35 protein-coding genes are annotated in these 24,193 nt (G+C 41.1%); 32 read left to right on the top strand and 3 right to left on the bottom strand.

Translation table 11 applies throughout. From position 1 onward, the window contains the following. The first annotated feature begins 3 nt into the window (after positions 1 to 3). The gene (gene rpoC, locus ACF1X7_RS06885) at positions 4 to 3,645 is read left to right on the top strand and encodes a DNA-directed RNA polymerase subunit beta' (protein ID WP_004270200.1); all 3,642 of its coding nucleotides are present in this window, start codon (positions 4 to 6) and stop codon (positions 3,643 to 3,645) included. A 72-nt stretch (positions 3,646 to 3,717) separates the two neighbouring features. Here rpoC and ACF1X7_RS06890 read toward each other — a convergent pair whose 3' ends face one another. Next, on the bottom strand, positions 3,718 to 4,425 hold the full coding sequence (locus ACF1X7_RS06890) for a prepilin peptidase (RefSeq protein ID WP_080563403.1): 708 nt from the start codon (positions 4,423 to 4,425) through the stop codon (positions 3,718 to 3,720). A gap of 270 nt (positions 4,426 to 4,695) precedes the next feature. Here ACF1X7_RS06890 and rpsL point away from each other — a divergent pair, with 270 nt between their 5' ends. From rpsL to fusA, 3 genes are all read left to right on the top strand, one after another. Beyond that, on the top strand, positions 4,696 to 5,109 hold the full coding sequence (gene rpsL, locus ACF1X7_RS06895; RefSeq protein ID WP_004270179.1) for a 30S ribosomal protein S12: 414 nt from the start codon (positions 4,696 to 4,698) through the stop codon (positions 5,107 to 5,109). A gap of 89 nt (positions 5,110 to 5,198) precedes the next feature. Further along, on the top strand, positions 5,199 to 5,669 hold the full coding sequence (gene rpsG / locus ACF1X7_RS06900; RefSeq protein WP_004270185.1) for a 30S ribosomal protein S7: 471 nt from the start codon (positions 5,199 to 5,201) through the stop codon (positions 5,667 to 5,669). A gap of 91 nt (positions 5,670 to 5,760) precedes the next feature. Further along, entirely contained in the window at positions 5,761 to 7,848 is a 2,088-nt protein-coding gene (fusA, locus tag ACF1X7_RS06905) for an elongation factor G (RefSeq protein WP_004270213.1), read from the top strand. Between the two features lie 644 nt (positions 7,849 to 8,492). Here fusA and rsgA read toward each other — a convergent pair. Both rsgA and ACF1X7_RS06915 read right to left on the bottom strand, forming a co-directional pair. Beyond that, the gene (rsgA, locus tag ACF1X7_RS06910) at positions 8,493 to 9,497 is read right to left on the bottom strand and encodes a ribosome small subunit-dependent GTPase A (RefSeq protein WP_411162596.1); all 1,005 of its coding nucleotides are present in this window, start codon (positions 9,495 to 9,497) and stop codon (positions 8,493 to 8,495) included. A gap of 193 nt (positions 9,498 to 9,690) precedes the next feature. Further along, positions 9,691 to 10,242 carry a cysteine hydrolase family protein gene (locus tag ACF1X7_RS06915; RefSeq protein ID WP_004270206.1) on the bottom strand — a complete coding sequence of 184 codons (552 nt, stop codon included), beginning with the start codon at positions 10,240 to 10,242 and terminating at the stop codon, positions 9,691 to 9,693. A 333-nt stretch (positions 10,243 to 10,575) separates the two neighbouring features. Here ACF1X7_RS06915 and rpsJ point away from each other — a divergent pair, with 333 nt between their 5' ends. The 28 genes from rpsJ to ACF1X7_RS07055 all read left to right on the top strand — a co-directional run bounded on the left by rpsJ (position 10,576) and on the right by ACF1X7_RS07055 (position 24,193). After that, complete coding sequence (gene rpsJ / locus ACF1X7_RS06920) at positions 10,576 to 10,884, top strand: 30S ribosomal protein S10 (RefSeq protein ID WP_004270220.1); 309 nt, start codon at positions 10,576 to 10,578, stop codon at positions 10,882 to 10,884. A gap of 42 nt (positions 10,885 to 10,926) precedes the next feature. Then, on the top strand, positions 10,927 to 11,562 hold the full coding sequence (gene rplC, locus ACF1X7_RS06925; protein WP_039098368.1) for a 50S ribosomal protein L3: 636 nt from the start codon (positions 10,927 to 10,929) through the stop codon (positions 11,560 to 11,562). Between the two features lie 23 nt (positions 11,563 to 11,585). Continuing rightward, complete coding sequence (gene rplD, locus ACF1X7_RS06930) at positions 11,586 to 12,209, top strand: 50S ribosomal protein L4 (RefSeq protein WP_004270194.1); 624 nt, start codon at positions 11,586 to 11,588, stop codon at positions 12,207 to 12,209. Beyond that, on the top strand, positions 12,209 to 12,493 hold the full coding sequence (gene rplW / locus ACF1X7_RS06935) for a 50S ribosomal protein L23 (protein ID WP_004270217.1): 285 nt from the start codon (positions 12,209 to 12,211) through the stop codon (positions 12,491 to 12,493). Before rplD ends, rplW begins: the two co-directional genes overlap by 1 nt. A gap of 38 nt (positions 12,494 to 12,531) precedes the next feature. After that, positions 12,532 to 13,365, top strand: coding sequence for a 50S ribosomal protein L2 (gene rplB, locus ACF1X7_RS06940; protein WP_064777519.1), 834 nt, complete (start codon positions 12,532 to 12,534; stop codon positions 13,363 to 13,365). Between the two features lie 82 nt (positions 13,366 to 13,447). Next, positions 13,448 to 13,729: a 30S ribosomal protein S19 gene (gene rpsS, locus ACF1X7_RS06945; RefSeq protein WP_004270198.1), complete on the top strand. Its 282-nt coding sequence runs from the start codon at positions 13,448 to 13,450 to the stop codon at positions 13,727 to 13,729. A gap of 18 nt (positions 13,730 to 13,747) precedes the next feature. Further along, a complete protein-coding gene (rplV, locus tag ACF1X7_RS06950; RefSeq protein WP_039098371.1) occupies positions 13,748 to 14,101 on the top strand; it encodes a 50S ribosomal protein L22 in 354 nt (117 codons plus the stop codon). 13 nt (positions 14,102 to 14,114) lie between these two features. Then, positions 14,115 to 14,774, top strand: coding sequence for a 30S ribosomal protein S3 (rpsC, locus tag ACF1X7_RS06955; RefSeq protein WP_004270189.1), 660 nt, complete (start codon positions 14,115 to 14,117; stop codon positions 14,772 to 14,774). Positions 14,775 to 14,776: 2 nt separating this feature from the next. Continuing rightward, a complete protein-coding gene (gene rplP / locus ACF1X7_RS06960; protein ID WP_004270207.1) occupies positions 14,777 to 15,211 on the top strand; it encodes a 50S ribosomal protein L16 in 435 nt (144 codons plus the stop codon). Then, positions 15,201 to 15,395, top strand: coding sequence for a 50S ribosomal protein L29 (rpmC, locus tag ACF1X7_RS06965; RefSeq protein ID WP_004270191.1), 195 nt, complete (start codon positions 15,201 to 15,203; stop codon positions 15,393 to 15,395). Before rplP ends, rpmC begins: the two co-directional genes overlap by 11 nt. Positions 15,396 to 15,418: 23 nt before the next feature. Continuing rightward, positions 15,419 to 15,688: a 30S ribosomal protein S17 gene (gene rpsQ, locus ACF1X7_RS06970; RefSeq protein WP_004270192.1), complete on the top strand. Its 270-nt coding sequence runs from the start codon at positions 15,419 to 15,421 to the stop codon at positions 15,686 to 15,688. Between the two features lie 45 nt (positions 15,689 to 15,733). Next, positions 15,734 to 16,102 (top strand): 50S ribosomal protein L14, encoded by a 369-nt coding sequence (gene rplN / locus ACF1X7_RS06975; protein WP_039098372.1) that lies wholly within the window; start codon positions 15,734 to 15,736, stop codon positions 16,100 to 16,102. A 30-nt stretch (positions 16,103 to 16,132) separates the two neighbouring features. Next, on the top strand, positions 16,133 to 16,444 hold the full coding sequence (gene rplX, locus ACF1X7_RS06980; protein WP_039098373.1) for a 50S ribosomal protein L24: 312 nt from the start codon (positions 16,133 to 16,135) through the stop codon (positions 16,442 to 16,444). Between the two features lie 28 nt (positions 16,445 to 16,472). Next, complete coding sequence (gene rplE / locus ACF1X7_RS06985) at positions 16,473 to 17,015, top strand: 50S ribosomal protein L5 (RefSeq protein ID WP_004270214.1); 543 nt, start codon at positions 16,473 to 16,475, stop codon at positions 17,013 to 17,015. A 17-nt stretch (positions 17,016 to 17,032) separates the two neighbouring features. Next, positions 17,033 to 17,218 carry a type Z 30S ribosomal protein S14 gene (locus ACF1X7_RS06990; RefSeq protein ID WP_076786297.1) on the top strand — a complete coding sequence of 62 codons (186 nt, stop codon included), beginning with the start codon at positions 17,033 to 17,035 and terminating at the stop codon, positions 17,216 to 17,218. Between the two features lie 31 nt (positions 17,219 to 17,249). Then, entirely contained in the window at positions 17,250 to 17,648 is a 399-nt protein-coding gene (rpsH, locus tag ACF1X7_RS06995) for a 30S ribosomal protein S8 (RefSeq protein WP_004270181.1), read from the top strand. A 30-nt stretch (positions 17,649 to 17,678) separates the two neighbouring features. Beyond that, positions 17,679 to 18,209, top strand: coding sequence for a 50S ribosomal protein L6 (gene rplF, locus ACF1X7_RS07000; RefSeq protein ID WP_064777518.1), 531 nt, complete (start codon positions 17,679 to 17,681; stop codon positions 18,207 to 18,209). 40 nt (positions 18,210 to 18,249) lie between these two features. Further along, positions 18,250 to 18,609 carry a 50S ribosomal protein L18 gene (gene rplR, locus ACF1X7_RS07005; protein ID WP_004270211.1) on the top strand — a complete coding sequence of 120 codons (360 nt, stop codon included), beginning with the start codon at positions 18,250 to 18,252 and terminating at the stop codon, positions 18,607 to 18,609. Positions 18,610 to 18,627: 18 nt separating this feature from the next. Then, positions 18,628 to 19,128 (top strand): 30S ribosomal protein S5, encoded by a 501-nt coding sequence (gene rpsE, locus ACF1X7_RS07010; RefSeq protein ID WP_004270199.1) that lies wholly within the window; start codon positions 18,628 to 18,630, stop codon positions 19,126 to 19,128. A gap of 14 nt (positions 19,129 to 19,142) precedes the next feature. Continuing rightward, positions 19,143 to 19,328 (top strand): 50S ribosomal protein L30, encoded by a 186-nt coding sequence (rpmD, locus tag ACF1X7_RS07015; protein WP_004270183.1) that lies wholly within the window; start codon positions 19,143 to 19,145, stop codon positions 19,326 to 19,328. A 34-nt stretch (positions 19,329 to 19,362) separates the two neighbouring features. Further along, entirely contained in the window at positions 19,363 to 19,797 is a 435-nt protein-coding gene (rplO, locus tag ACF1X7_RS07020; protein ID WP_004270222.1) for a 50S ribosomal protein L15, read from the top strand. Next, a complete protein-coding gene (gene secY, locus ACF1X7_RS07025) occupies positions 19,798 to 21,093 on the top strand; it encodes a preprotein translocase subunit SecY (protein ID WP_039098375.1) in 1,296 nt (431 codons plus the stop codon). 53 nt (positions 21,094 to 21,146) lie between these two features. Beyond that, positions 21,147 to 21,803, top strand: a complete 657-nt coding sequence (locus tag ACF1X7_RS07030; RefSeq protein ID WP_004270218.1) for an adenylate kinase — start codon at positions 21,147 to 21,149, stop codon at positions 21,801 to 21,803. Positions 21,804 to 21,996: 193 nt separating this feature from the next. Continuing rightward, positions 21,997 to 22,215 carry a translation initiation factor IF-1 gene (gene infA, locus ACF1X7_RS07035; RefSeq protein ID WP_004270190.1) on the top strand — a complete coding sequence of 73 codons (219 nt, stop codon included), beginning with the start codon at positions 21,997 to 21,999 and terminating at the stop codon, positions 22,213 to 22,215. Between the two features lie 32 nt (positions 22,216 to 22,247). Then, on the top strand, positions 22,248 to 22,364 hold the full coding sequence (gene rpmJ / locus ACF1X7_RS07040; RefSeq protein ID WP_011375433.1) for a 50S ribosomal protein L36: 117 nt from the start codon (positions 22,248 to 22,250) through the stop codon (positions 22,362 to 22,364). Positions 22,365 to 22,389: 25 nt separating this feature from the next. After that, positions 22,390 to 22,755, top strand: a complete 366-nt coding sequence (gene rpsM / locus ACF1X7_RS07045; protein ID WP_054644273.1) for a 30S ribosomal protein S13 — start codon at positions 22,390 to 22,392, stop codon at positions 22,753 to 22,755. 23 nt (positions 22,756 to 22,778) lie between these two features. Continuing rightward, positions 22,779 to 23,171 carry a 30S ribosomal protein S11 gene (gene rpsK / locus ACF1X7_RS07050; RefSeq protein WP_004270203.1) on the top strand — a complete coding sequence of 131 codons (393 nt, stop codon included), beginning with the start codon at positions 22,779 to 22,781 and terminating at the stop codon, positions 23,169 to 23,171. 83 nt (positions 23,172 to 23,254) lie between these two features. Then, positions 23,255 to 24,193 carry a DNA-directed RNA polymerase subunit alpha gene (locus ACF1X7_RS07055; RefSeq protein WP_004270221.1) on the top strand — a complete coding sequence of 313 codons (939 nt, stop codon included), beginning with the start codon at positions 23,255 to 23,257 and terminating at the stop codon, positions 24,191 to 24,193.

Consider the following 24,193-nt stretch of genomic DNA (forward strand, 5'->3'; position numbering starts at 1 on the left):
CCTTTGATAGATGTCAATAAGTTTGAAAGTATGCAAATTGGTTTAGCATCTTCAGATAAAATCCGTAGTTGGTCGTATGGTGAAGTTAAAAAGCCAGAAACAATCAACTACCGTACTTTAAAACCTGAACGTGATGGCCTTTTTGATGAACGAATCTTCGGACCTACGAAAGATTGGGAATGTGCTTGTGGTAAGTACAAACGAATTCGTTATAAAGGAATTGTCTGTGATCGTTGTGGCGTTGAAGTTACGCGTTCAAAAGTGCGTCGCGAACGCATGGGACATATCGAACTTGCAGCACCAGTAACACATATCTGGTACTTTAAAGGGATTCCTAGCCGGATGGGTCTTGTCTTAGACATGAGCCCTCGTGCATTGGAAGAAATTATTTACTTCGCATCATACGTTGTGATTGATCCAGGCGATACAGCCTTAGAAAAGAAACAACTGATGACCGAACGTGAATATCGTGAAAAATTAGATGAATACGGTAATCGTTTTAACGCTAAGATGGGTGCTGAAGCCATCAAAGAATTGTTACGTGACGTTGATCTTGAAGGCGAAGTGGCTGAATTAAAGGAAGACTTGAAGTCAGCACAAGGTCAAAAGAGAACGCGTGCTATCCGTCGTTTGGACATCTTAGATGCCTTCCGTAAATCAGGGAATAACCCTGAATGGATGGTTATGGATGCTATTCCAGTTATTCCACCAGATTTACGTCCGATGGTTCAATTGGAAGGTGGCCGTTTTGCCACATCTGATTTGAATGATTTGTACCGTCGTGTGATCAACCGTAACAACCGTTTGAAACGTTTGTTAGACTTGATGGCACCAAGCATCATCGTTCAAAACGAAAAACGGATGTTACAAGAAGCCGTTGATGCTTTGATTGATAATGGTCGTCGTGGCCGTCCAGTTACTGGACCTGGTAACCGTCCATTGAAGTCTCTTTCACACATGTTGAAAGGGAAACAAGGTCGTTTCCGTCAAAACTTACTTGGTAAACGTGTCGATTATTCTGGTCGTTCCGTTATCGATGTTGGTCCTACATTGAAGTTCTATCAATGTGGATTACCACGTGAAATGGCACTTGAATTGTTCAAACCATTCGTCATGCACGAATTAGTGAAACGCGATATGGCTTCAAACATTAAAAATGCAAAACGTAAAATTGATCGTCAAGATGACGATGTTTGGGATGTTTTAGAAGATGTCATCAAGGAACGCCCAGTTCTATTGAACCGAGCACCTACATTGCATAGACTTGGTATCCAAGCATTCGAACCAATCTTGGTTGATGGTAAGTCAATCCGTCTTCATCCATTAGCTTGTGAAGCTTACAATGCCGATTTCGATGGGGATCAAATGGCGATCCACGTACCTTTATCTGATGAAGCACAAGCAGAAGCAAGAATGTTAATGCTTGCCGCTCACCATATTTTGGCACCAAAAGATGGTAAACCAATCGTTACACCTTCTCAAGACGTTGTTTTAGGGAACTACTACTTAACGCTTGAACAAAAAGGTAGTCTCGGCGAAGGCATGATCTTCAAAGATACAAACGAAGTTTTAATGGCTTATCAAACAGGTCACGTTCATTTACACAGTCGGATTGGTTTGTCAGTTGTTGATATGGATAATCGTCCATTCCCTGACGAACAACGCCACAAGATTATGGTAACAAGTGTTGGTAAAGTGATGTTCAACGAAATCATGCCAACTGGCTTCCCATATTTGAACGAACCAACAACAGATAACTTGATGAATGGTGTGCCAGATAAATACTTCATCGATAACGGTGAAGATATTCATGACTACCTCTCAAGTGCCCCAGTGATTTTACCATTTAAGAAAGGCTTCTTAAGTGATATCATCGCGCAAGTCTTCAAGGTATATAAGGTTCAACGGACATCTGACTTATTGGATGATATGAAGACCTTAGGTTACGTTCAAGCGACCCATGCTGGTTTAACAGTTGGGGTTGCCGATGTTCCTCAATTACCTGAAAAACAAGAAATTGTTGATGAAGCCCATAAGAAAGTCACAACGGTTTCTAAACAATTCCGTCGTGGGTTGATTACAGATGAAGAACGCCATGCGCGCGTTATTGAAATCTGGAACGATGCTAAAGACGATATCCAACAACGACTCACAGATTCGTTTGATCCAACAAACCCAATCTCAATGATGTCTGATTCTGGTGCTCGTGGTAACATCTCTAACTTTACGCAACTTGCTGGTATGCGTGGATTGATGGCTGCTCCTAATGGTGGGATGATGGAAGTTCCTGTTACATCAAACTTCCGTGAAGGCCTCTCTGTCATGGAAATGTTTATGTCTACCCATGGTGCCCGTAAAGGGATGACTGATACGGCGCTTAAGACTGCCGATTCTGGTTACTTAACACGTCGTTTAGTTGATGTTGCTCAAGACGTTATCATTCGTGAAGAAGATTGTGGGACTGATCGCGGTCTTCTCATTCACTCAATTCGCGAAGGTAATGAATTAATCGAACCATTGTATGACCGTCTTGTTGGTCGTTGTGCAATGAAGACCATTGTTAATCCAACAACGGGTGAAGTGATGGTTCAACGTAACCAATTAATGGATGAACAACTTGCTCAAGCTGTTGTTGATGCCGGTGTTGAAGAAGTCACAATTCGTTCTGTCTTCACATGTAACACAAAACACGGTGTCTGCAAAAAATGTTACGGTCGTAACATGGCCAACGGCGAAGAAGTTGAAGTTGGTGAAGCAGTCGGAACAGTCGCAGCTCAATCAATCGGTGAACCTGGTACGCAATTAACCATGCGTAACTTCCATACCGGTGGGGTTGCCGGCGGTGAAGATATCACTCAAGGTTTGCCTCGTATCCAAGAAATTTTCGAAGCGCGTAATCCTAAGGGGCTTGCAACAATCACTGAAGTAACTGGTGAAGTTGTTGCGGTGGAAGAAAACCCTGCAGAACATACACGTGAAATCACTGTTCAAGGTGAAACAGATACACGTTCATATAGTGTGCCTTACACAGCCAACGTCATCGTTAACGAAGGCGACATGGTTCGTCGTGGTTCTAAGTTAACGGGTGGTTCTGTTGATCCTAAACAATTAATTAAAGTCCGTGACGTCTTATCAACTGAAAACTACCTCTTGCATGAAGTTCAAAAAGTTTACCGTATGCAAGGTGTTGAAATCGGCGATAAACACGTTGAAGTTATGGTCCGTCAAATGCTACGTAAAGTCCGTGTCATGGATCCGGGTGATACAGAAATCTTACCTGGTACATTAATGGATATTAGTGAATTTACAGACCGTAACCACGAAACCTTAATTAGCGGTGGCGTACCTGCTACTTGTCGTCCTGTCTTGCTTGGTATTACGAAAGCATCATTGGAAACAAATAGTTTCTTATCAGCCGCATCATTCCAAGAGACAACACGTGTCTTAACGGATGCTTCTATCCGCGGTAAGAGCGATCCATTACTTGGTTTGAAAGAAAATGTTATCATCGGTAAGATTGTCCCAGCTGGTACTGGTATGGCGAAGTATCGTCATATGGAACCTAAGACAGTCGGTGCTGTATCAGAAAATGTCTACTCAATCAGTGACATCGAAGCACAGATGAAAGAAGAAACAAAAGAATAACTGAGTGCCAATTTAGAACAGTTGCTCTAAATTGCACGTTAAAGGGCCTCACCGACATGGTGAGGCCCTTTTTTATGTGTTTACAATAAACAAAACGATTAAGACACCGTAGCTGATATATGGGACAAATGGAATTGGGCGGCGTCCGACTAAGGCGAGGACAACTGGATGGTGGAGACTATCAATGAGATATTTGATTAAACAGAGGAGACAGGCAATTAATAACATGGATAGGGTGACCTCCAATCCAAACCACAACCCAAGAATTGCCAATAATTCAATGTCACCAGTACCGATGCCATCTGAAAAGTAGTTGATGACAGATAAGGTGCTGCCAATCAATAGGGCACTGAGCCAATGGTTTGTCGGCCAGTAGTCAATAAACAAAGGCATAAAAGCCAGTACCATTGGAACTGGGTATAGAGCTGTATGGAAAATATCGACTAGGCTCAACAAATAAAGGATAAGCAATAAATAGCCAATCTGTGGTGTGAAATATTGACTGGCTAAACAACACGCTAACAAGCCGCCAATAACCTCACTAGTAAAAAAATGGTGCTGGATTCGAGTATCACAATAGCGGCAGTGCCCTCTGAGAATGAGGTAACTGATAATTGGACATAAGTCGTACCAAGCGAGGGCGTGATGGCAGAAGTCACACCGTGAACCAGGCCATGTGATGGATAAACCGAGTGGCCAACGCCAAGCACAAACAGTTAAAAAAGAGGCGCAACACGCGCCAATAACAAAGGTTAAAAAATATATTAACAAACGTGTCATCTCCTTTATGATAACTACAAAAAAAGGGCGCAACTTTTTCTGAAAAACTGGCTTATAGCACGTTGACTTTCGTAGTTGTGCATGCTATTCTTGTAGATGTGCTTTTTACGGAAGTTTTCTGATATTCAGACATGCTGACTGACGTCTAAAAATGCATTACAATCCACGCAATCTAGGTTGCCATTTTTTTATCGCAAAAAAAGAACCACCTGGATGTGTGGACTTAAAACTCAAAAATAACTTTCAGATCAAGGAAGGAGGAACCTTCAAATGCCAACAATTAACCAATTGGTACGTAAGGGTCGTAAATCAAGAACTTCAAAGTCTGATGCACCTGCATTAAACTTTGGCTACAACAGTATGAAGAAAAAAGCTACAGATAATCCAGCACCACAAAAACGTGGGGTTGCTACTCGTGTGGGTACTATGACACCTAAAAAGCCTAACTCTGCTTTACGTAAGTATGCGCGTGTGCGTTTATCTAACTTAATCGAAGTTACAGCTTATATTCCTGGTATTGGTCATAACCTACAAGAACATAGTGTTGTTCTTATCCGTGGGGGCCGTGTTAAGGATTTACCTGGGGTACGTTATCACGTTATCCGTGGTGCTTTAGATACTGCCGGTGTTGACGGTCGTATGCAAAGCCGTTCTAAGTATGGTACTAAGAGACCTAAAAAATAACACACAAAAAAATTTGAAAAAGTCGATTGAAGTTTAAATGACACTGTGTGTTACTTCAAGGACTTAAATATCTTGAGGAGGTTATCAGGATGCCAAGAAAAGGCTATGTTGCAAAACGTGACGTTTTACCTGATCCAATGTACAATTCTAAATTGGTTTCACGCTTAATCAACCGCTTAATGATTGATGGTAAACGTGGTACTGCGTCAACAATCTTATACGATGCATTTGATATTATTAAAGAAGAAACTGGTAATGAACCATTAGAAGTATTCGAAGAAGCTATGAACAACATCATGCCAGTACTTGAAGTTAAAGCTCGCCGTATCGGTGGTTCTAACTACCAAGTACCAATTGAAGTTCGTCCAGAACGTCGTACAACTTTAGGTTTACGCTGGTTAGTAAGCTATGCTCGCCTACGTGGGGAACATACCATGGATCAACGTCTTGCACGTGAAATCATGGATGCTGCCAATAACACTGGTGCTGCAGTTAAGAAACGTGAAGATACACACAAAATGGCTGATGCCAACCGCGCATTTGCACATTATCGCTGGTAAGATTAACAAGGTTGGCTGTTATATGTATTCAAATCATATAATGGCCTCTTGTTGTATATAGCTTAATATTCGAGAGGAGTAATATTCACTTATGGCAAACAAACGTGAATTTCCGTTAGACAAAACGCGCAATATCGGTATCATGGCTCATATTGATGCTGGTAAGACAACAACCACAGAACGTATCTTGTACTACACTGGTAAAATCCATAAGATCGGTGAAACCCACGAAGGGGCTTCACAAATGGACTGGATGGAACAAGAACAAGAACGTGGGATTACAATTACATCAGCTGCTACAACAGCTGAATGGAAAGGTAACCGAGTTAATATCATTGATACACCAGGACACGTTGATTTCACAATCGAAGTTGAACGTTCATTGCGTGTTTTAGATGGTGCAATCACTGTCTTAGATGCTCAATCAGGTGTTGAACCTCAAACTGAAAATGTTTGGCGTCAAGCAACTACTTATGGTGTTCCCCGGATTGTTTTCGTTAACAAGATGGACAAACTTGGTGCTAACTTCGATTACTCAATGACAACATTGGAAGATCGTTTACAAGCTAATGCACATGCTGTTCAAATGCCAATCGGCGCTGAAGATGAATTCCAAGGCGTTATTGATTTGATCGAAATGCAAGCTGACATCTATGATGAAGATGAATTAGGTGCTAAGTGGGATACAGTTGATGTACCTGCTGACTACCTTGAAGAAGCTACAAAACGTCGTGCCGAATTAGTTGAAGCTGTTGCTGATGTTAATGACGACATTATGGACAAGTATTTAGAAGGCGAAGAAATTTCTAAAGATGAATTGAAGGCTGCTATTCGTCAAGCAACTATCGATTTGAAATTCTTCCCAGTTTTCGCTGGTTCAGCTTTCAAAAATAAAGGTGTTCAAATGTTAATGGATGGTGTTGTAGATTACTTACCATCACCATTAGACGTACGTCCTTATAACGCTAAAAACCCAGAAGATGATTCAGAAGTTGAATTGATGGCTGGCGATGACAAACCATTTGCTGGTTTAGCATTTAAGATTGCTACTGACCCATTCGTTGGTCGTTTAACATTCTTCCGTGTTTATACTGGTACATTACAATCTGGTTCATACATTTTGAATGCAACTAAAGACAAACGTGAACGTGTTGGTCGTTTATTACAAATGCATTCAAATCACCGTAACGAAATTCCTGAAGTATTCTCTGGGGATATCGCTGCTGCAATCGGTTTGAAGAATACAACAACTGGTGATTCATTGACTGACGTTGATCATCCATTAATCTTGGAATCAATGGAATTCCCTGACCCAGTTATCCAAGTTTCTGTTGAACCTGAATCAAAAGAAGATCGTGATAAGTTAGATCTTGCTTTACAAAAACTTGCTGAAGAAGATCCTACATTCAAGGCTGAAACCAACAATGAAACAGGCGAAACGCTTATTTCTGGGATGGGTGAATTGCATTTGGATATCATGGTTGATCGTATGAGACGTGAATTTAAAGTGGTTGCCAAAATTGGTGAACCTCAAGTTGCTTACCGTGAAACATTCACAAAACAAGCATCTGCACAAGGTAAATTCGTTCGTCAATCCGGTGGTAAAGGTCAATATGGTGATGTTTGGGTTGAATTTACACCTAACGAAGAAGGTAAAGGCTTCGAATTCGAAGACGCTATCGTCGGTGGTGTGGTTCCTCGTGAATACATCCCATCAGTTGAACAAGGCTTGAAAGAATCAATGGCAAACGGTGTCTTAGCTGGTTACCCATTGATTGACGTTAAAGCTAAGTTATATGATGGTAGTTATCATGATGTCGATTCTAATGAATCAGCATTTAAGATTGCTGCATCAATGGCATTGAAGAACGCTGCTAAACAAGCTGGCGCTGAAATCCTTGAACCTATCATGAAGGTTGAAGTTATTGCTCCTGAAGAATATCTTGGCGATATCATGGGACAAGTAACTGCTCGTCGTGGTGCTGTTGAAGGGATGGAAGCACGTGGTAATGCCCAAATCGTTAATGCAATGGTACCATTGTCAGAAATGTTTGGTTATGCGACAACATTACGTTCAGCTACACAAGGTCGTGGGACATTTACAATGGTATTTGACCACTACTCAGCTGTTCCTAAGAGCATCCAAGAAGAAATCATCAAGAAGAACGGTGGCCAATAAGCCGCTAATCTTAAGTGATTGGTTTCGATTGGAAAAGGACTCGTCATTGCGACGAGTCCTTTTTTTGTGCGTAAAAATGCGATTTTACAGTTTCGTAAATGAAAGTTCATATTTAATTCATAACTGGTTGGTATTCTGTATACATCAGATGAATTCCTCCCAAGAAATAATCTGAAAAGGTAAAAATGCTTTTCAAGGTGGTTAGCTTTTGAGCATAACATAGCGAGGATAATGAGCAACGAAGGTGATCGTTGTCTTCGCGTAGTTAGGCGGAAAAAGTTACCTTGAAAAGCAAGATTAAATGAATTTTCATTAGACAATTCCTCCCTAAAGAATCCGTCTAAGTAAAGCACCGCCAATGAGTTATAGTTTAATGGTAAAACGAACCGGCCCATTTGAAATTCCTCCCAAGAACAGTGAATGGTTTTCTGGTGATTGATAGAGACTTGCTTTCGAAGGCGCAAGGATTTGTTGATCATTAAGACTGGTTCATGCGGGTTCAATCCTCGCTAACTCGATTTGCCACCGCCCTGGCAAAAAAACTCAAACTCTTTTTCATATAAACTTCTCCAAAAAAGGGAGTTACGACAAAAATCACTTTTGTCGTAACTCCCTTTTTGTGTTTCTAGGCACAGCTTACTGAGTTAGTTTTGTTTTGTAGGACGTGTTTTCAAACTGCCCATCAGACGTTTAACCTTTGCTTGTTCGATTTCGCGGGCGGATAGTTGACTATAGTCCGCTTCGATAGCCAGTTTATTGAAATCAGCTAGCCGTTCAGGCGTTAATGAACCTGCATCGATTGCGGCTTGTACGGCACAACTGGGTTCGCTTTGATGTTGGCAATCCTTGAATCGACAGTCCTGTGCGAGCGTCTCAATATCAGTAAAGACTGTCTTGAGTGCCTTAGACATGCTACTTGTCATGCCGAGTTCGCGCATGCCAGGAGTATCGACGATGAAGGCCCCGCTAGCAGTTTGACAGGCTTGTCGATTGGTGGTTGTGTGGCGCCCCTTATCATCGTCAGCGCGAATGCCGCTCGTTAAAACGGAAGGCTCTTTAATGAGCTGGTTGATCAGGGTTGATTTACCAACGCCGGATGAGCCGACAAATGTCACCCATTGTCCAGCTGTTAAATACGGTTTGAAAGTCGCTGCAACATTTGATGCCGTCTGGCCAGTTGTGATGACGGGAACGCTGTCGAATGTCACACTTGCGATGGCGTCAAGAAAGGTTGTTAGCTCAGAGTCGCTGACTAAATCGGGTTTACTCAAAACAATCACCGGTGTTGCGCCGCTATCCCAAGCCATCGTTAAATAGCGTTGTAAGCGCGCTTCGCTGAATTCTTGATTGGCGGATGTTACGATGAAAATCGTTGCAATATTGGCCGCTAAAGTTTGAATCCGTTGTTGCTTATTACTGTTGTGTCGTTGAATAAGCGTGTGCCGGGGGAGATGTCCTTGGATTTGGAAATAATCCGTATCATAGATCACGCCGGTTACTTGATCACCGACAACGGGCAGGTCGTTAGTGCTTTCTGCCAAGTGGCGATACCGACCGCTGATTGTTGCGGTTAATTCTTGATGATTGAGTAGGACTTTGTAATGGCCTTGGCTTTGAAAAATTAAAAAAGCTGTTTGTTGTGTTTGCATGATGATGCGCCTCCAGTGTGTTATTTCATGATAATCTAAATGAAATAATGGCGGCACTGGCTATCTAAGCAGCGAATACCGCCATTGATAGCACAATTGCTGTGTTTGTTTTTAACATAAAAAGAATCTCCTTTATATAGAATGGGTACATTGTCCCGTCATTTAAGATAACAGATGATCGTTAAAAGTCAAATTAGATAATTGTAGCTCCGAGGCTGTTTTTAAAATGCGCGAGTGCCCATTCTTGCCCGTTCGGTGTAAAAGTTGCGACAGCAGCGGCTGGAATTGTTAGTGGGTAATTTAAGTTGTATGCCGAGACTGCAGTGTGGAGCACGCAAATGTCGGTGCAAACACCAGTCAATGTTAACGCGTTAATCGCGCGCTCGCGTAAGAAATTATCCAGATTAGTGTTAGCAAATGCTGAATAGCGATTCTTTGCAAATGCATAGACGTGAGGATTGGTTTGGTGTTCGGTGTACCAGCTAGCTAGTGGTCCGTAAAACTCACGGCCCGAAGTATTAGCTAGATTATGTGGTGGGAATAGGGCGCTTTCTGGATGAAATGGATCATCTTTGACGTGTAAATCAGTCGGTAAGATGACGTAATCACCGGCTGCTAGAAACTGGTTAGCTAATTTGATAATTACAGGAGCAATTTGCTGAGCGGGTTTGCCGGCTGTCAGAGTACCGTTTGGGTCAACGAAGTCATTTGTATAGTCGATAATCAAAAGTGCGTTATGGGACATAATAAGGACCTCCTGGAGGGGATTTAAGTTGCTTTCAGTGTATCAAAAGATGGCTAGAAATCCACGAATGACGCTTGCTACAAGATTTATGAAAATGTTATGAAAAACTTTGATAAATCAGCAAAAAAGGGTTGCGTTATCGGGTTGTATCTTGTAAGATAGATAAAGTGCTATTTCCATAGCAGGAGTGCGCACTATGGTAGTCAAAAAGATTACCGAGTAGCTAAGATGTGAGAGGTTGCGACACACCCGGCCGCTTTGCCATGGGCGGGCGTGCCGGAAAAATTTTCACGGAGCTAGTCTACTTTTAAAATAGACGAAGGAGGGAAAAACATGGCAAAACAAAAGATTCGTATTCGTTTGAAAGCATTCGAACACCGTATTTTGGATCAATCAGCTGACAAGATTGTGGAAACAGCAAAGAGAACAGGTGCTACTATCTCTGGCCCAATCCCATTACCAACTGAAAGAACACTTTATACAGTGCTTCGTTCACCACATAAGCATAAAGATTCACGTGAACAATTCGAAATGCGTACACACAAACGTTTAATCGATATTGTTAACCCTACACCTAAGACAGTTGATTCATTGATGAAACTTGACTTACCAAGTGGTGTAGATATCGAAATCAAGCTTTAATTCGTACCAACCAATTAAAAATACTAGAAAAGAGGTGTTACCATGACCACAAAAGGAATCTTAGGTAGAAAAGTAGGTATGACACAAGTCTTTACTGAAAACGGCGAATTAATTCCCGTAACAGTTATCAAAGCAACTCCAAACGTTGTTTTACAAGTTAAAACAAACGAAACAGACGGCTATGAAGCCATCCAAGTTGGTTTTGAAGATAAACGTGAAGTCTTATCAAACAAACCTGCTAAAGGTCATGTAGCAAAAGCAAATACTACTCCTAAGCGCTTCATTAGAGAATTCAGAGATGTCGCATTAGGAGATTACGAAGTAGGAACAGAAATCAAAGTTGATACTTTCGCAGCCGGCGACGTCGTTGACGTTACTGGTGTAACGAAAGGTCATGGTTTCCAAGGTAACATTAAAAAAGACGGACAATCACGTGGGCCTATGGGTCACGGTTCTCGTTACCACCGTCGTCCTGGTTCAATGGGTGCTGTTATCAACCGTGTCTTCAAGGGTAAATTATTACCTGGACGCATGGGTAACAACCAACGTACTGTTCAAAACCTTGTGGTTGTAAGTACAGATGTTGAAAAGAACGTTATCCTTGTTAAAGGTAACGTGCCAGGTGCTAAAAACTCAATGATTACAATCAAAACAGCTGTTAAAGCTCGTAACAAATAATCTGAGAAGGGAGGATTTTACCAATGGCAAATGTAACATTATTTAAACAAGATGGTAGCCAAAATGGGAACGTTGAATTAAACGACTCAATCTGGGCTATCGAACCTAACGAAAACGTTGTGTTTGATGCAATCATCATGCAACGTGCTTCATTAAGACAAGGAACACACGCTGTTAAGAACAGATCAGCTGTTCGTGGTGGTGGTCGTAAACCTTGGCGTCAAAAAGGTACAGGTCGTGCTCGTCAAGGCTCAATCCGTTCACCTCAATGGCGTGGTGGTGGTACCGTATTTGGTCCTACACCTCGTTCATACAGCTACAAATTACCTCGTAAAGTACGTCGTCTTGCAATCAAGTCAGTACTTTCACAAAAGGTTATCGACAATGATTTAGTTGTTGTAGATGCATTCAACTTTGACGCACCTAAGACTAAAGAATTCGCTGAAGTACTTAACAAGTTAGACGTTAATACTAAAGCATTGGTAGTACTTGAAGACGGAAATGATTTTGCTGCATTATCAGCTCGCAACTTACCTAACGTAACTGTTGTAGCTGCTGATGGTATCAACGTATTAGACGTTGTTGGCAACCAAAAATTAATCCTTACTCAAGCTGCTCTTTCTAAAATTGAGGAGGTGCTTGCATAATGGAAGCACGCGATGTTATTTTACGCCCAGTAGTTACTGAAAATTCAATGGCTGCAATGGACGACAAGAAATACACATTTGATGTTGATGTTCGTGCCAACAAAACACAAGTGCGTTACGCAATCGAAGAAATCTTTGGTGTAAACGTTAAAAACGTAAACATCATGAACGTTCGTGGCAAGTTAAAACGTCAAGGTCGCTATGCTGGCTATACTAAAAAACGCCGTAAAGCAATCGTTACTTTAACTGCTGATTCAAAAGAAATCAAGATTTTCGAAGATTAAGCAACACTTAAATAGAATAATTATAGGAGGGTATACACGTGGGAATTATTAAGTACAAACCAACCACAAATGGTCGTCGTAATATGACCAGCTCAGATTTTGCTGAGATCACAAAGACAACCCCTGAAAAGACGTTGTTGGAATCCCAAAGCCATACTGCTGGTCGTAATGCACATGGTCATATCACTGTTCGTCATCGTGGCGGCGGTCATAAGCAAAAATACCGTGTCATCGACTTCAAACGTATCAAAGATGGTATCAAAGCGACTGTTAAGTCAATTGAATACGATCCAAACAGAACTTCAAATATTGCATTAATCCAATATCCAGATGGTATCAAAGCGTACATCATCGCCCCTAAAGGTCTTGAAGTAGGCATGGTTGTTGAATCTGGTGTGGATGCCGATATTAAAGTAGGTAACGCATTACCATTAGCTAATATTCCTGATGGTACACTTATCCACAATGTCGAATTAAAACCTGGTAAAGGCGGCCAATTGGTTCGTTCAGCTGGTACATCAGCTCAATTATTAGGTAAAGAAGGCAAATACGCTATCGTTCGTTTAACTTCTGGCGAAACACGTATGATCCTACTTACATGTCGTGCAACGATCGGTACTGTTGGTAACGGTCAACACGAATTAATCAAGATTGGTAAAGCTGGCCGTAAACGTTGGATGGGTATCCGTCCTACAGTTCGTGGGTCAGTAATGAACCCTAACGATCATCCTCATGGTGGTGGTGAAGGTAAAGCTCCAATCGGTCGTCCTTCTCCTATGTCTCCATGGGGTAAGAAGACGCTTGGTAAGAAGACTCGTAGTAGTAAGGCTCGTTCAGAGAAACTTATTATTCGTCATCGTAAATCAAGATAATCAATTCCAATTGAACATGTCTAAAGCCAATGCGGCTTAAACATAAGTCACATTGAACTTTTTATTCGAAGGAGGTTTCATAATGAGTCGTAGTTTGAAAAAAGGACCATTCGCAGACGCACACTTGCTCAACAAGATTGAAGCACAAGCCGATAGCGAAAAGAAACAAGTCATCAAGACTTGGTCCCGTCGCTCGACAATTTTCCCTAGCTTTATTGGCTACACAATCGCTGTTTATGACGGACGGAAACACGTTCCCGTTTTCATCTCAGACGATATGGTAGGCCATAAATTAGGTGAATTCGTACCAACAAGAACTTTCCATGGTCATGGAAATGACGATAAGAAAACAAAAGCACGCTAGAAAGGAGGATGAATCTCAATGGCAGATCAAATTACTAGTGCAACAGCTAGCGCTAAGACAGTTCGCATGGCAGCCCGTAAAGTACGGATGGTAGTCGACTTGATTAGAGGCAAGAGCGTTGCAGAAGCAATTGCAATCTTAGAATTTACACCAAGAGCTGCTTCACCAGTTGTAATCAAAGTTTTGAAATCAGCTATCGCTAATGCAGAACATAACTACGACTTAGATCCAGAAAACTTGGTCGTTACAGAAGCTTATGTTAACGAAGGACCAACATTGAAACGTTTTCGTCCTCGCGCTAAAGGCTCAGCATCACCAATCAACAAACGTACAAGTCACATCACTGTAGTTGTATCAGAAAAAGAAGCATAAGGAGGGATATCGCGTGGGTCAAAAGATTAATCCAACCGGTTTTCGTGTTGGCGTCATCCGTGATTGGGACGCTAAATGGTATGCAGAAAAAGATTTTGCAACATTCTTACACGAAGATCTTAAGATTCGTAAATATATCAACACAAAATTAGCTGACGCATCTGTCTCTACTATTGAAATCGAACGTGCTGCAAATCGCGTGAACGTTTCAATCCATACTGCTAAACCTGGTATGGTCATCGGTAAAGGCGGTTCTGAAGTAGAAAATCTACGTAAAGAATTAAACAACTTAACAGGTAAGAAAGTACACATCAACATTGTGGAAATCAAGAAACCTGATTTAGACGCTCACTTAGTAGGTGAAGGCATTGCTCGTCAATTGGAAGCACGTGTTGCTTTCCGTCGCGCTCAACGCCAAGCTATGCAACGTACAATGCGCGCTGGTGCTAAGGGTATTAAAACTCAAGTTGCCGGCCGTTTGAACGGTGCTGACATGTCTCGTGTCGAAACACATGCTCAAGGAACTGTTCCTTTGCATACGTTACGTGCAGACATCGATTATTCATGGGACGAAGCCATGACTACTTACGGTAAATTAGGAGTTAAGACTTGGATTTATCGGGGCGAAGTATTACCCGCTAAAGCCAACAACAATACGAAAGGAGGGAAATAAACATGTTAGTACCTAAACGTGTAAAACATCGTCGTGAATTCCGTGGGAAGATGCGCGGTGCTGCAAAAGGTGGCAAAGAAGTCACTTTTGGTGAATTCGGGCTACAAGCTTTAGAATCAAGTTGGATTACCAACCGTCAAATCGAAGCTGCTCGTGTTGCCATGACTCGTTACATGAAACGTGGTGGGAAAGTGTGGATTAAAATTTTCCCTCACAAATCATACACTGCAAAAGGTGTCGGCGTTCGAATGGGTTCAGGTAAGGGTGCTCCTGCTGGATGGGTTGCTGTAGTAAAACGTGAAAAAGTCATGTTTGAAATCGGCGGCGTTTCTGAAGAAGTTGCTCGTGAAGCATTACGCTTGGCATCACATAAATTGCCAGTTAAAACTAAGATCGTAAAACGCGAGGAAGTAGGTGGCGAGTCAAATGAAGGCTAAAGATATTATTGAATTAACCACTGCTGAAATGCTTGAAAAAGAACACCAATACAAAGAAGAATTATTCAATCTTCGTTTCCAACAAGCTACCGGTCAATTAGAAAATACCGCCCGCTTAAAGCAAGTTCGTCAGAACATTGCACGGATTAAAACTGTATTACGTCAACAAGAACTTAACAAATAATAAATGGAAAGGAGCTATTTACTTTGAGCGAAGAAAGTCGTAACCATCGTAAAGTGTACCAAGGCCGTGTTGTTTCAGACAAAATGGATAAAACAATTACTGTCGTGGTTGAAACTTATAAAACACATCCTGAATATGGTAAACGTGTTAGATATTCAAAGAAATATTATGCACAAGATGACAACAACGAAGCAAAAGTTGGCGACGTTGTGCGTGTTATGGAAACTCGTCCTTTGTCACGTACAAAACGGTTCCGTTTATTAGATGTCGTTGAAAAAGCAGTTATTATCTAAATCGTTACTCAATATATATATAAGTGACGGAAGGAGGACCTATAAGTGATTCAATCAGAAAGTCGTCTTAAGGTTGCTGATAACTCCGGTGCCCGCGAAATTTTAACTATTAAAGTTTTGGGTGGTTCAGGTCGCAAGACTGCTAACATCGGTGATGTTATCGTTGCAACAATTAAACAGGCAACACCAGGTGGCGTTGTCAAAAAAGGTGAAGTTGTCAAAGCTGTTATCGTTCGTACTAAGTCAGGTGCTCGTCGTGCAGACGGTTCTTACATCAAGTTCGACGAAAACGCTGCTGTTATCATCAATGATGACAAGACTCCAAAAGGAACACGTATCTTCGGGCCAGTTGCACGTGAATTGCGTGACAGTGATTTCATGAAGATCGTTTCCTTAGCGCCTGAAGTTCTATAATTACAGACAACCAAGGAGGTGCGTATATCAATGTTCGTTAAAACTGGTGATAAAGTTAAAGTAATCAGTGGTAAAGATAAAGGTAAAGAAGGTACAATCATCAAAGCTATGCCTAAAGAAGGCCGTGTTGTTGTTGAAGGTATCAATACCATTAAAAAGCATGTTAAGCCAAATGCTCAAAACCCTAATGGTGGGATTGTTGACACAGAGGCAAGTATCGATGCTTCAAACGTTATGCTAATTGATCCATCAAACAACGAAGCTACTCGTGTAGGTTTCAAAGTGATTGATGGTAAGAAAGTACGCGTTTCAAAGAAAACTGGAGAATCAATCGATAAATAATCTTTTGGGGAAAGGAGGCACTTTTTACATGACTAACCGTTTAAAAGAAAAATATGTTAAAGAAATGACACCAGCGTTGATCGAAAAGTTCAACTACACATCAAGTATGCAAGTACCTAAGATCGAAAAGATCGTACTTAACATGGGTGTTGGTGATGCTGTTTCAAACGCTAAGAATTTGGATAAAGCTGTTGAAGAATTAGGTTTGATTGCTGGTCAAAAACCATTAATCACAAAAGCTAAGAAATCAATCGCTGGTTTCCGTTTACGTGAAGGTATGCCAATCGGCGCTAAAGTAACTTTACGTGGCGAAAGAATGTACGATTTCTTAGATAAATTAGTTAACGTATCTTTACCTCGTGTTCGTGATTTTCACGGTGTTAGTGCAAAATCATTCGATGGTCGCGGTAATTATACATTAGGTGTACGCGAACAATTGATCTTCCCTGAAATCGATTATGATAAGGTAGATCGCGTTCGTGGTTTGGATGTTGTTATTGTAACAACTTCAAATACTGACGAAGAAGCACGCGAATTGTTAACACAATTTGGCATGCCATTTGCTAAATAAAAAGGGAGGTCAATTTCTTGGCTAAAAAATCTTTAGTTGTAAAGAATCATCGTCCAGCAAAATTTTCAACACAAGAATATTCACGTTGCGAACGTTGTGGACGTCCACATTCTGTATATCGTAAGTTTAAGCTTTGCCGGGTTTGCCTCCGTGAATTAGCTCATAAGGGCCAAATTCCAGGCATGAAAAAAGCAAGCTGGTAATTATAAAGAGTCAATAAGGAGGTTAATCCACATGGTCATGACAGATCCAATCGCAGACTATCTAACACGTATTCGTAATGCCAACATGGTACATCACGAATCATTAGAAGTCCCTGCTTCACGTATGAAAAAAGAAATTTCTGAAATTTTGAAACGCGAAGGCTTTATCCGCGATTACGAAGTGATTGAAGACGACAAACAAGGTATCATCCGGGTATTCTTGAAATATGGTAAGAATAACGAACGTGTTATCTCTGGTTTGAAACGGATTTCAAAACCTGGTTTACGTAATTACGTTAAAGCTAATGATGTTCCTAAGGTATTAAACGGCTTAGGCATCGCAATTATCTCAACAAGCAACGGTGTCGTAACTGACAAAGAAGCTCGTGAAAAGGCTGCCGGCGGCGAAGTTCTCGCATACGTTTGGTAATCTAAACTTAAAATAAGGAGGTGTCATAACGTGAGTCGTATCGGATTAAAAGTAATCGAAGTTCCTGCAGATGTTACCGTTACTAAAGACGGTGAAAACATCACAGTTAAGGGACCTAAAGGTGAACTAACACGTCATTTCAGTCCAGTGATTGAAATGCACGAAGAAGGTAACCTTATCAACCTTACACGTAATAGTGAAAGTGATCGTGCAATGCACGGTACTATGCGTGCTAACTTAAACAACATGATCTTGGGCGTAACGGAAGGTTTCAAGAAGACATTGGATCTTATCGGTGTTGGTTACCGTGCTCAATTGAAAGGCAAGACTTTAGTATTGAACGTTGGGTATTCACATCCAGTTGAAATGGAAGCCCCAGAAGGCGTTACAGTCGAAGTCCCATCAAACACAAACATCATCATCAGCGGTATTAGCAAACAACAAGTTGGCCAATTCGCAGCTGAAATCCGTGATGTTCGTCCTCCAGAACCTTACAAAGGTAAAGGTATTCGTTATACTGATGAATATGTTCGCCGTAAAGAAGGTAAAACTGGTAAATAAAGCAGCCTGAGCTGTTAAACGATATTAAGAGGTGAAAATTGTGATTACAAAACCAGACAAGAATAAGACACGTCAAAAACGCCATACACGCGTTCGTGGCAAGATCTCTGGTACTGCTGACTGCCCACGCTTGAACGTTTTCCGTTCTAACAAAAACATCTACGCTCAACTTATTGATGACGTAGCGGGTGTGACGCTAGCAAGTGCCTCAACATTAGATAAAGAAGTAAAAGCAGAAGGTACTAAAGTAGAACAAGCACAACAAGTTGGCGCATTAGTTGCACAACGCGCTGTTAAAGCCGGCCATAAAGTTGTTGTTTTTGATCGTGGCGGTTACTTATACCACGGTCGTATCGAAGCTTTAGCTACAGCTGCTCGTGAAAACGGACTAGAATTCTAATAAGGAGGAAAACCATTTATGACTTACATTGATCCAACTCATTTAGATTTAGAAGATCGCGTTGTTTCAATCAACCGTGTTACAAAAGTTGTTAAAGGTGGACGTCGTCTACGTTTCGCAGCAATCGTAATCGTTGGTGATAAAGACGGTCACGTAGGTTTCGGGACAGGTAAAGCACAAGAAGTTCCTGAAGCTATCCGTAAAGCCGTTGAAGACGCTAAAAAGAATCTTATCAATGTTCCTAAGGTCGGAACAACATTACCTCATGAAATTATTGGTCGCTTCGGCGCTGGTCGTGTTCTATTAAAACCAGCTGTTGAAGGTTCTGGTATTGCTGCCGGTGGTGCTGTTCGTGCCGTCATGGAATTAGCAGGAATCGATGATGTGACAAGTAAAACATTAGGTAGCAAAACTGCTATCAATGTTATCCGTGCCACAATTGACGGTTTAACTCGTATGAAGACTGCTGAAGAAATTGCAGAATTACGTAATGTATCTGTAGAAAGCTTACAAAACTAGGAGGATAACTGAACATGGCTAAATTAAAGATTACTTTAAGAAAAAGTGCTGCTCATCGTCTTCCAGAACAACGTAAAATGGTCAAAGAATTTGGCTTGAACCGAGTAAATAGTTCTGTAATCAAACCAGATGATGCTGCAACTCGCGGTGTGATTTTCAAACTCGCACATTTAGTAACAGTCGAAGAAATTAAAGACTAATTTCAACATATATTGCAAGGAGGTGCGCACAATAATGAAATTACATGAAATGAAACCTAACGAAGGTGCTCGTGACGTTCGTAAACGTGTCGGCCGTGGTACTTCTTCAGGTACTGGTAAAACTGCTGGTCGTGGTCAAAAAGGCCAAAAAGCTCGTAGTAAAGTACGTTTAGGATTTGAAGGTGGACAAATGCCTTTATTCCGTCGTATGCCAAAACGTGGATTCAAGAATATCAACCGTAAGGAATATGCTGTTGTCAACTTAAACGATTTAAATCGTTTTGAAGACGGTGCAGAAATTACTTCAACTGTTTTAATCGAAGCAGGCGTTGTTAAGAATGAATTATCAGGTGTTAAATTATTAGCGAATGGTGAATTAAACAAAAAATTGAACATTAAGGTAAGCAAGTATTCTGAAGCTGCAAAAGCTGCTGTAGAAGCTGCTGGCGGTTCAATTGAGGTGATTTAATTGCTAAAGACACTCAAAAACGCATTTAAAGTAAAGGAAATCCGTAGTAAGATTTTGTTTACTTTAGGCGTTTTGATCGTTTATCGTTTAGGTGCACAAATTACGGTACCAGGTGTGAATGCTGGTGCATTGACTAAGTTGGGTTCAACCGGTTTGATCCCATTGCTTGATACCGTAAGTGGTGGTGGCTTGGCGAACTATTCCATCTTCTCGATGGGGGTTTCACCATTCATCACTGCCCAAATTGTGGTTCAATTACTACAAATGGATATTGTGCCTAAGTTTGTTGAATGGAGCAAGCAAGGTGAAGTTGGGCGACGTAAGCTTAACCAAGTAACGCGTTACTTAACCATCATCTTAGCGTTTATCCAATCGATAGGGATTACCGCTGGCTTTAACTCACTCAGTCAAATGGGCTTGGTTAAAGATCCGGGGATTAAGACCTTCGTTAGCATCGGGATCATTTTAACGGGTGGTACGATGTTAATTACATGGTTGGGTGAACAGATAACGGATAAAGGCTTAGGGAATGGTGTGTCAATGATCATCTTTGCAGGGATCATTGCACGCCTTCCAAGCGGCCTTTACCAAATCTTCCGCGAACAAGTCTTGAACGCTTCAAAAGGCGATATGTGGAAAGGTGTCTTATTCATCATCGGTTTGATTATTGCAGTACTCGTGATTGTCACATTTGTGACATGGGTCCAACAAGCAAATCGAAAGATTCCGATTCAATATACGCGTCGTGAAGCTGGTGCAGGTGAAAATAGTTACCTACCCCTTAAAGTCAACGTCGCTGGTGTGATTCCGGTTATCTTCGCCAGTTCATTTATTATGACACCTCAAACAATCTTAATGGCCTTCCAATCAGGTCATGGTGCAGATACTTGGTTTAAAGTATTATCAGATATCTTCAGCATGCAGACTGTGACAGGTTCGATTGTTTATACGGTGCTCATTGTTCTCTTTACCTTCTTCTATGCTTTTGTTCAGGTTAACCCTGAAAAAGTTGCGGAGAACTTGACTAAGCAAGGGAGTTATATCCCAGGTGTTTGGCCAGGTAAAGGTACCGAGAAGTATCTTTCTAGCGTATTAATGCGTCTTTCAACTGTCGGTGCGTTGTTCCTTGGGGTAATTGCATTATTACCACAATTAGCAGCAAACCTCGGTGGCTTACCTCAATCAATTGGTTTGGGTGGGACGAGTTTACTAATCGTTGTTGGTGTTGCGCTTGAAAGCACACGTCAACTCGAAGGGTTACTTATGAAACGCAAGTATGTTGGATTCATTCGATAAGCAATTATCGTTTAAAAAGTATTGAATCCTGGTTTTAAATAGGAGGCAAAGGCATGAATCTCATGTTAATGGGACTTCCCGGCGCTGGTAAGGGAACGCAAGCTGAAAAGATTGTTGACGCTTATCATATTCCACACATTTCAACTGGTGACATGTTCAGAGCTGCTATGGCAGATCAAACAGAACTTGGGGTTAAAGCTAAGTCATTCATCGATAAAGGTGAATTGGTACCAGATGATGTGACCAACGGAATTGTTGAGGAACGTCTTGCACAAGCAGATACTAATGTAGGTTATCTCCTTGATGGTTTTCCTCGGACTCTTGATCAGGCGGATGCTTTAGCTGCCATTACTGATAAATTGAACAAACCTTTAGATGGTGTGATTAACATTGATGTTGATCCTGAAATCTTGGCTGATCGTTTATCTGGCCGCTTTATTTGTAAAAATTGTGGTGCAACGTACCACAAACTTTACCATCCAACTAAAGTGGAAGGTACATGTGATCGTTGCGGCGAACATGTTTTCTTCCAACGAGAAGACGACAAACCTGAAACGGTTAAGAATCGCTTAAAGGTCAATATCGAAATGAATACACCTTTACTTGATTATTATGAAAAACGTAACCTACTTTACACGGTGGATGGGAATCAAGAAATTGATGATGTGTTCTCTGCCGTTCAAAAAGTACTTGATACCATTAAAGACTAGTCATCAACTCAAGTGATCTCACGGTCATTGTTCACGTAAAAGCCTGACTAGTTGTTTAATGACAGAATTCTCAGTGCTTTTAAAAATTTAATACTTGTGATATAATATCTCGGTATGACCACTAGCGGTGAGTGCGGAGAGCTCTCACCATTTTTCTGTATGAATTTTCACAACCACAAGGGGGTACTTTTGCGTGGCAAAAGATGACGTCATTGAAATTGAAGGTAAAGTAACTGATACTTTACCAAATGCAATGTTTAAAGTAGAACTTGAAAATGGTGCAGTTATTCTGGCACACGTTTCTGGTAAAATCCGTAAGAACTACATCAAGATTTTACCTGGAGACCGTGTGACAGTTGAATTGTCACCCTATGATTTGACTAAGGGACGAATTACGTATCGCTTTAAATAGGCGTAAGGATCATATCAAGGAGGTCAGTCGATATGAAAGTAAGACCATCAGTAAAACCAATGTGCGAACATTGTAAAGTTATCAAACGAAAAGGCCGCGTTATGATTATCTGCGCAGCTAACCCAAAACATAAACAACGTCAAGGTTAATATTAATTAAGCAGGAGGTGCAAGAATGGCACGTATCGCAGGTGTGGATTTACCACGTGATAAACAAATTGTGATTGCTTTAACTTATATTTTCGGTATCGGAAATACAACTGCCGTTAAAGTCTTGGCTGATGCTGGCGTCGCAGAAGACGTCCGTACTCGTGATTTAACGCCGGATCAAGAAGACAAGATCCGTGCAGCAATCGACAAAGTTAAAGTTGAAGGCGATCTTCGTCGTGAAGTTAGCTTAAACATCAAACGTCTACAAGAAATCGGTTCTTATCGTGGCATGCGTCATCGTCGTGGATTACCAGTTCGTGGTCAAAACACGAAGAACAACGCACGTACTCGTAAAGGTAAGAAAGTTACGATTGCAGGCAAGAAGAAATAATCAGTAAAAGGAGGTTATAATTTATGGCAAATAAGAAAAATGCTCCACGTAAGCGTCGTGTGAAGAAAAATATCGAAGCCGGCGTTGCACATATTCACTCAACATTTAACAATACTCTTGTGATGATCACTGATCCTCATGGGAATGCTGTTGCATGGTCATCTGCTGGTTCATTAGGTTTCAAAGGTAGTCGTAAGTCAACACCTTTTGCTGCTCAAATGGCTGCAGAAGCTGCTGGTAAAGAAGCCATGGAACATGGTATGAAATCTGTTGAAGTTGCTGTTAAAGGACCAGGTTCTGGCCGTGAAGCTGCAATTCGCTCATTACAAGCAACTGGTTTAGAAGTTACTGCTATTCGTGACGTTACACCAGTTCCTCATAATGGATCTCGTCCTCCAAAACGCCGTCGTGTTTAGTCTGGGCTACGCTTCATTTTGAGACAAACTGAAACGTGTTCATGTATAAACACTTCTCGTTTTGAAAGGGGTAAAAGATAAGAATGATCGAATTTGAAAAACCAAACATTACAAAGGTTGATGAAAGTACTAACTACGGTAAGTTCGTTGTAGAACCACTTGAACGTGGCTATGGTACGACTTTAGGTAACTCTTTACGTCGTATTTTACTCGCTTCTTTACCAGGTACTGCTGTCACAGATATTCAAATTGATGGCGTTTTACATGAATTTTCAACAATTGATGGCGTCCTAGAAGACGTAACACAAATCATCTTGAATATTAAAAAATTAGCACTTAAATTGCATGTTGAAGAAGACAAGACAATTGAAATCGATGTTAAGGGTCCGGCAACAGTTACTGCTGCTGATATCATTTCTGATGATGACGTTGAAGTCTTAAATACTGATCAATATATTTGTACAGTAGCTGAAGGCGGCAATTTCCACGTGCGAATGACAGTTAAAAAAGGCCGTGGTTATGTTGCTGCTGATCAAAACAAGTCAGACGATATGCCAATTGGTGTTTTGCCAATCGACTCAATTTATACCCCAATCAGTCGTGTCAACTATCAAGTAGAAAGTACACGTGTTGGTCGTCGTAACGATTTCGACAAGTTAACACTTGATGTTTGGACAAACGGTTCCATCAGTCCTAGAGAAGCTATTAGCTTAGCTGCGAAGATTATGACAGAGCATTTGGCAATCTTTGTAGATCTTACTGATGAAGCGAAGAATGCTGAAATCATGGTCGAAAAAGAAGAGACACATAAAGAGAAAATGCTTGAAATGACAATTGAAGAGTTAGATTTATCAGTTCGTTCATACAACTGTTTGAAACGCGCTGGAATCAACACTGTTCAAGAGTTAACTGACAAATCAGAAGCAGATATGATGAAAGTTAGAAATCTTGGTCGCAAGTCGTTAGAAGAAGTTAAGAACAAGTTATTTGATCTTGGCTTAGGCTTACGCACAGAAGAATAA

The sequence above is a fragment of the Latilactobacillus sp. VITA-14 genome, from assembly GCF_046580785.1.
Classification (GTDB): Bacteria; Bacillota; Bacilli; order Lactobacillales; family Lactobacillaceae; genus Latilactobacillus; species Latilactobacillus curvatus.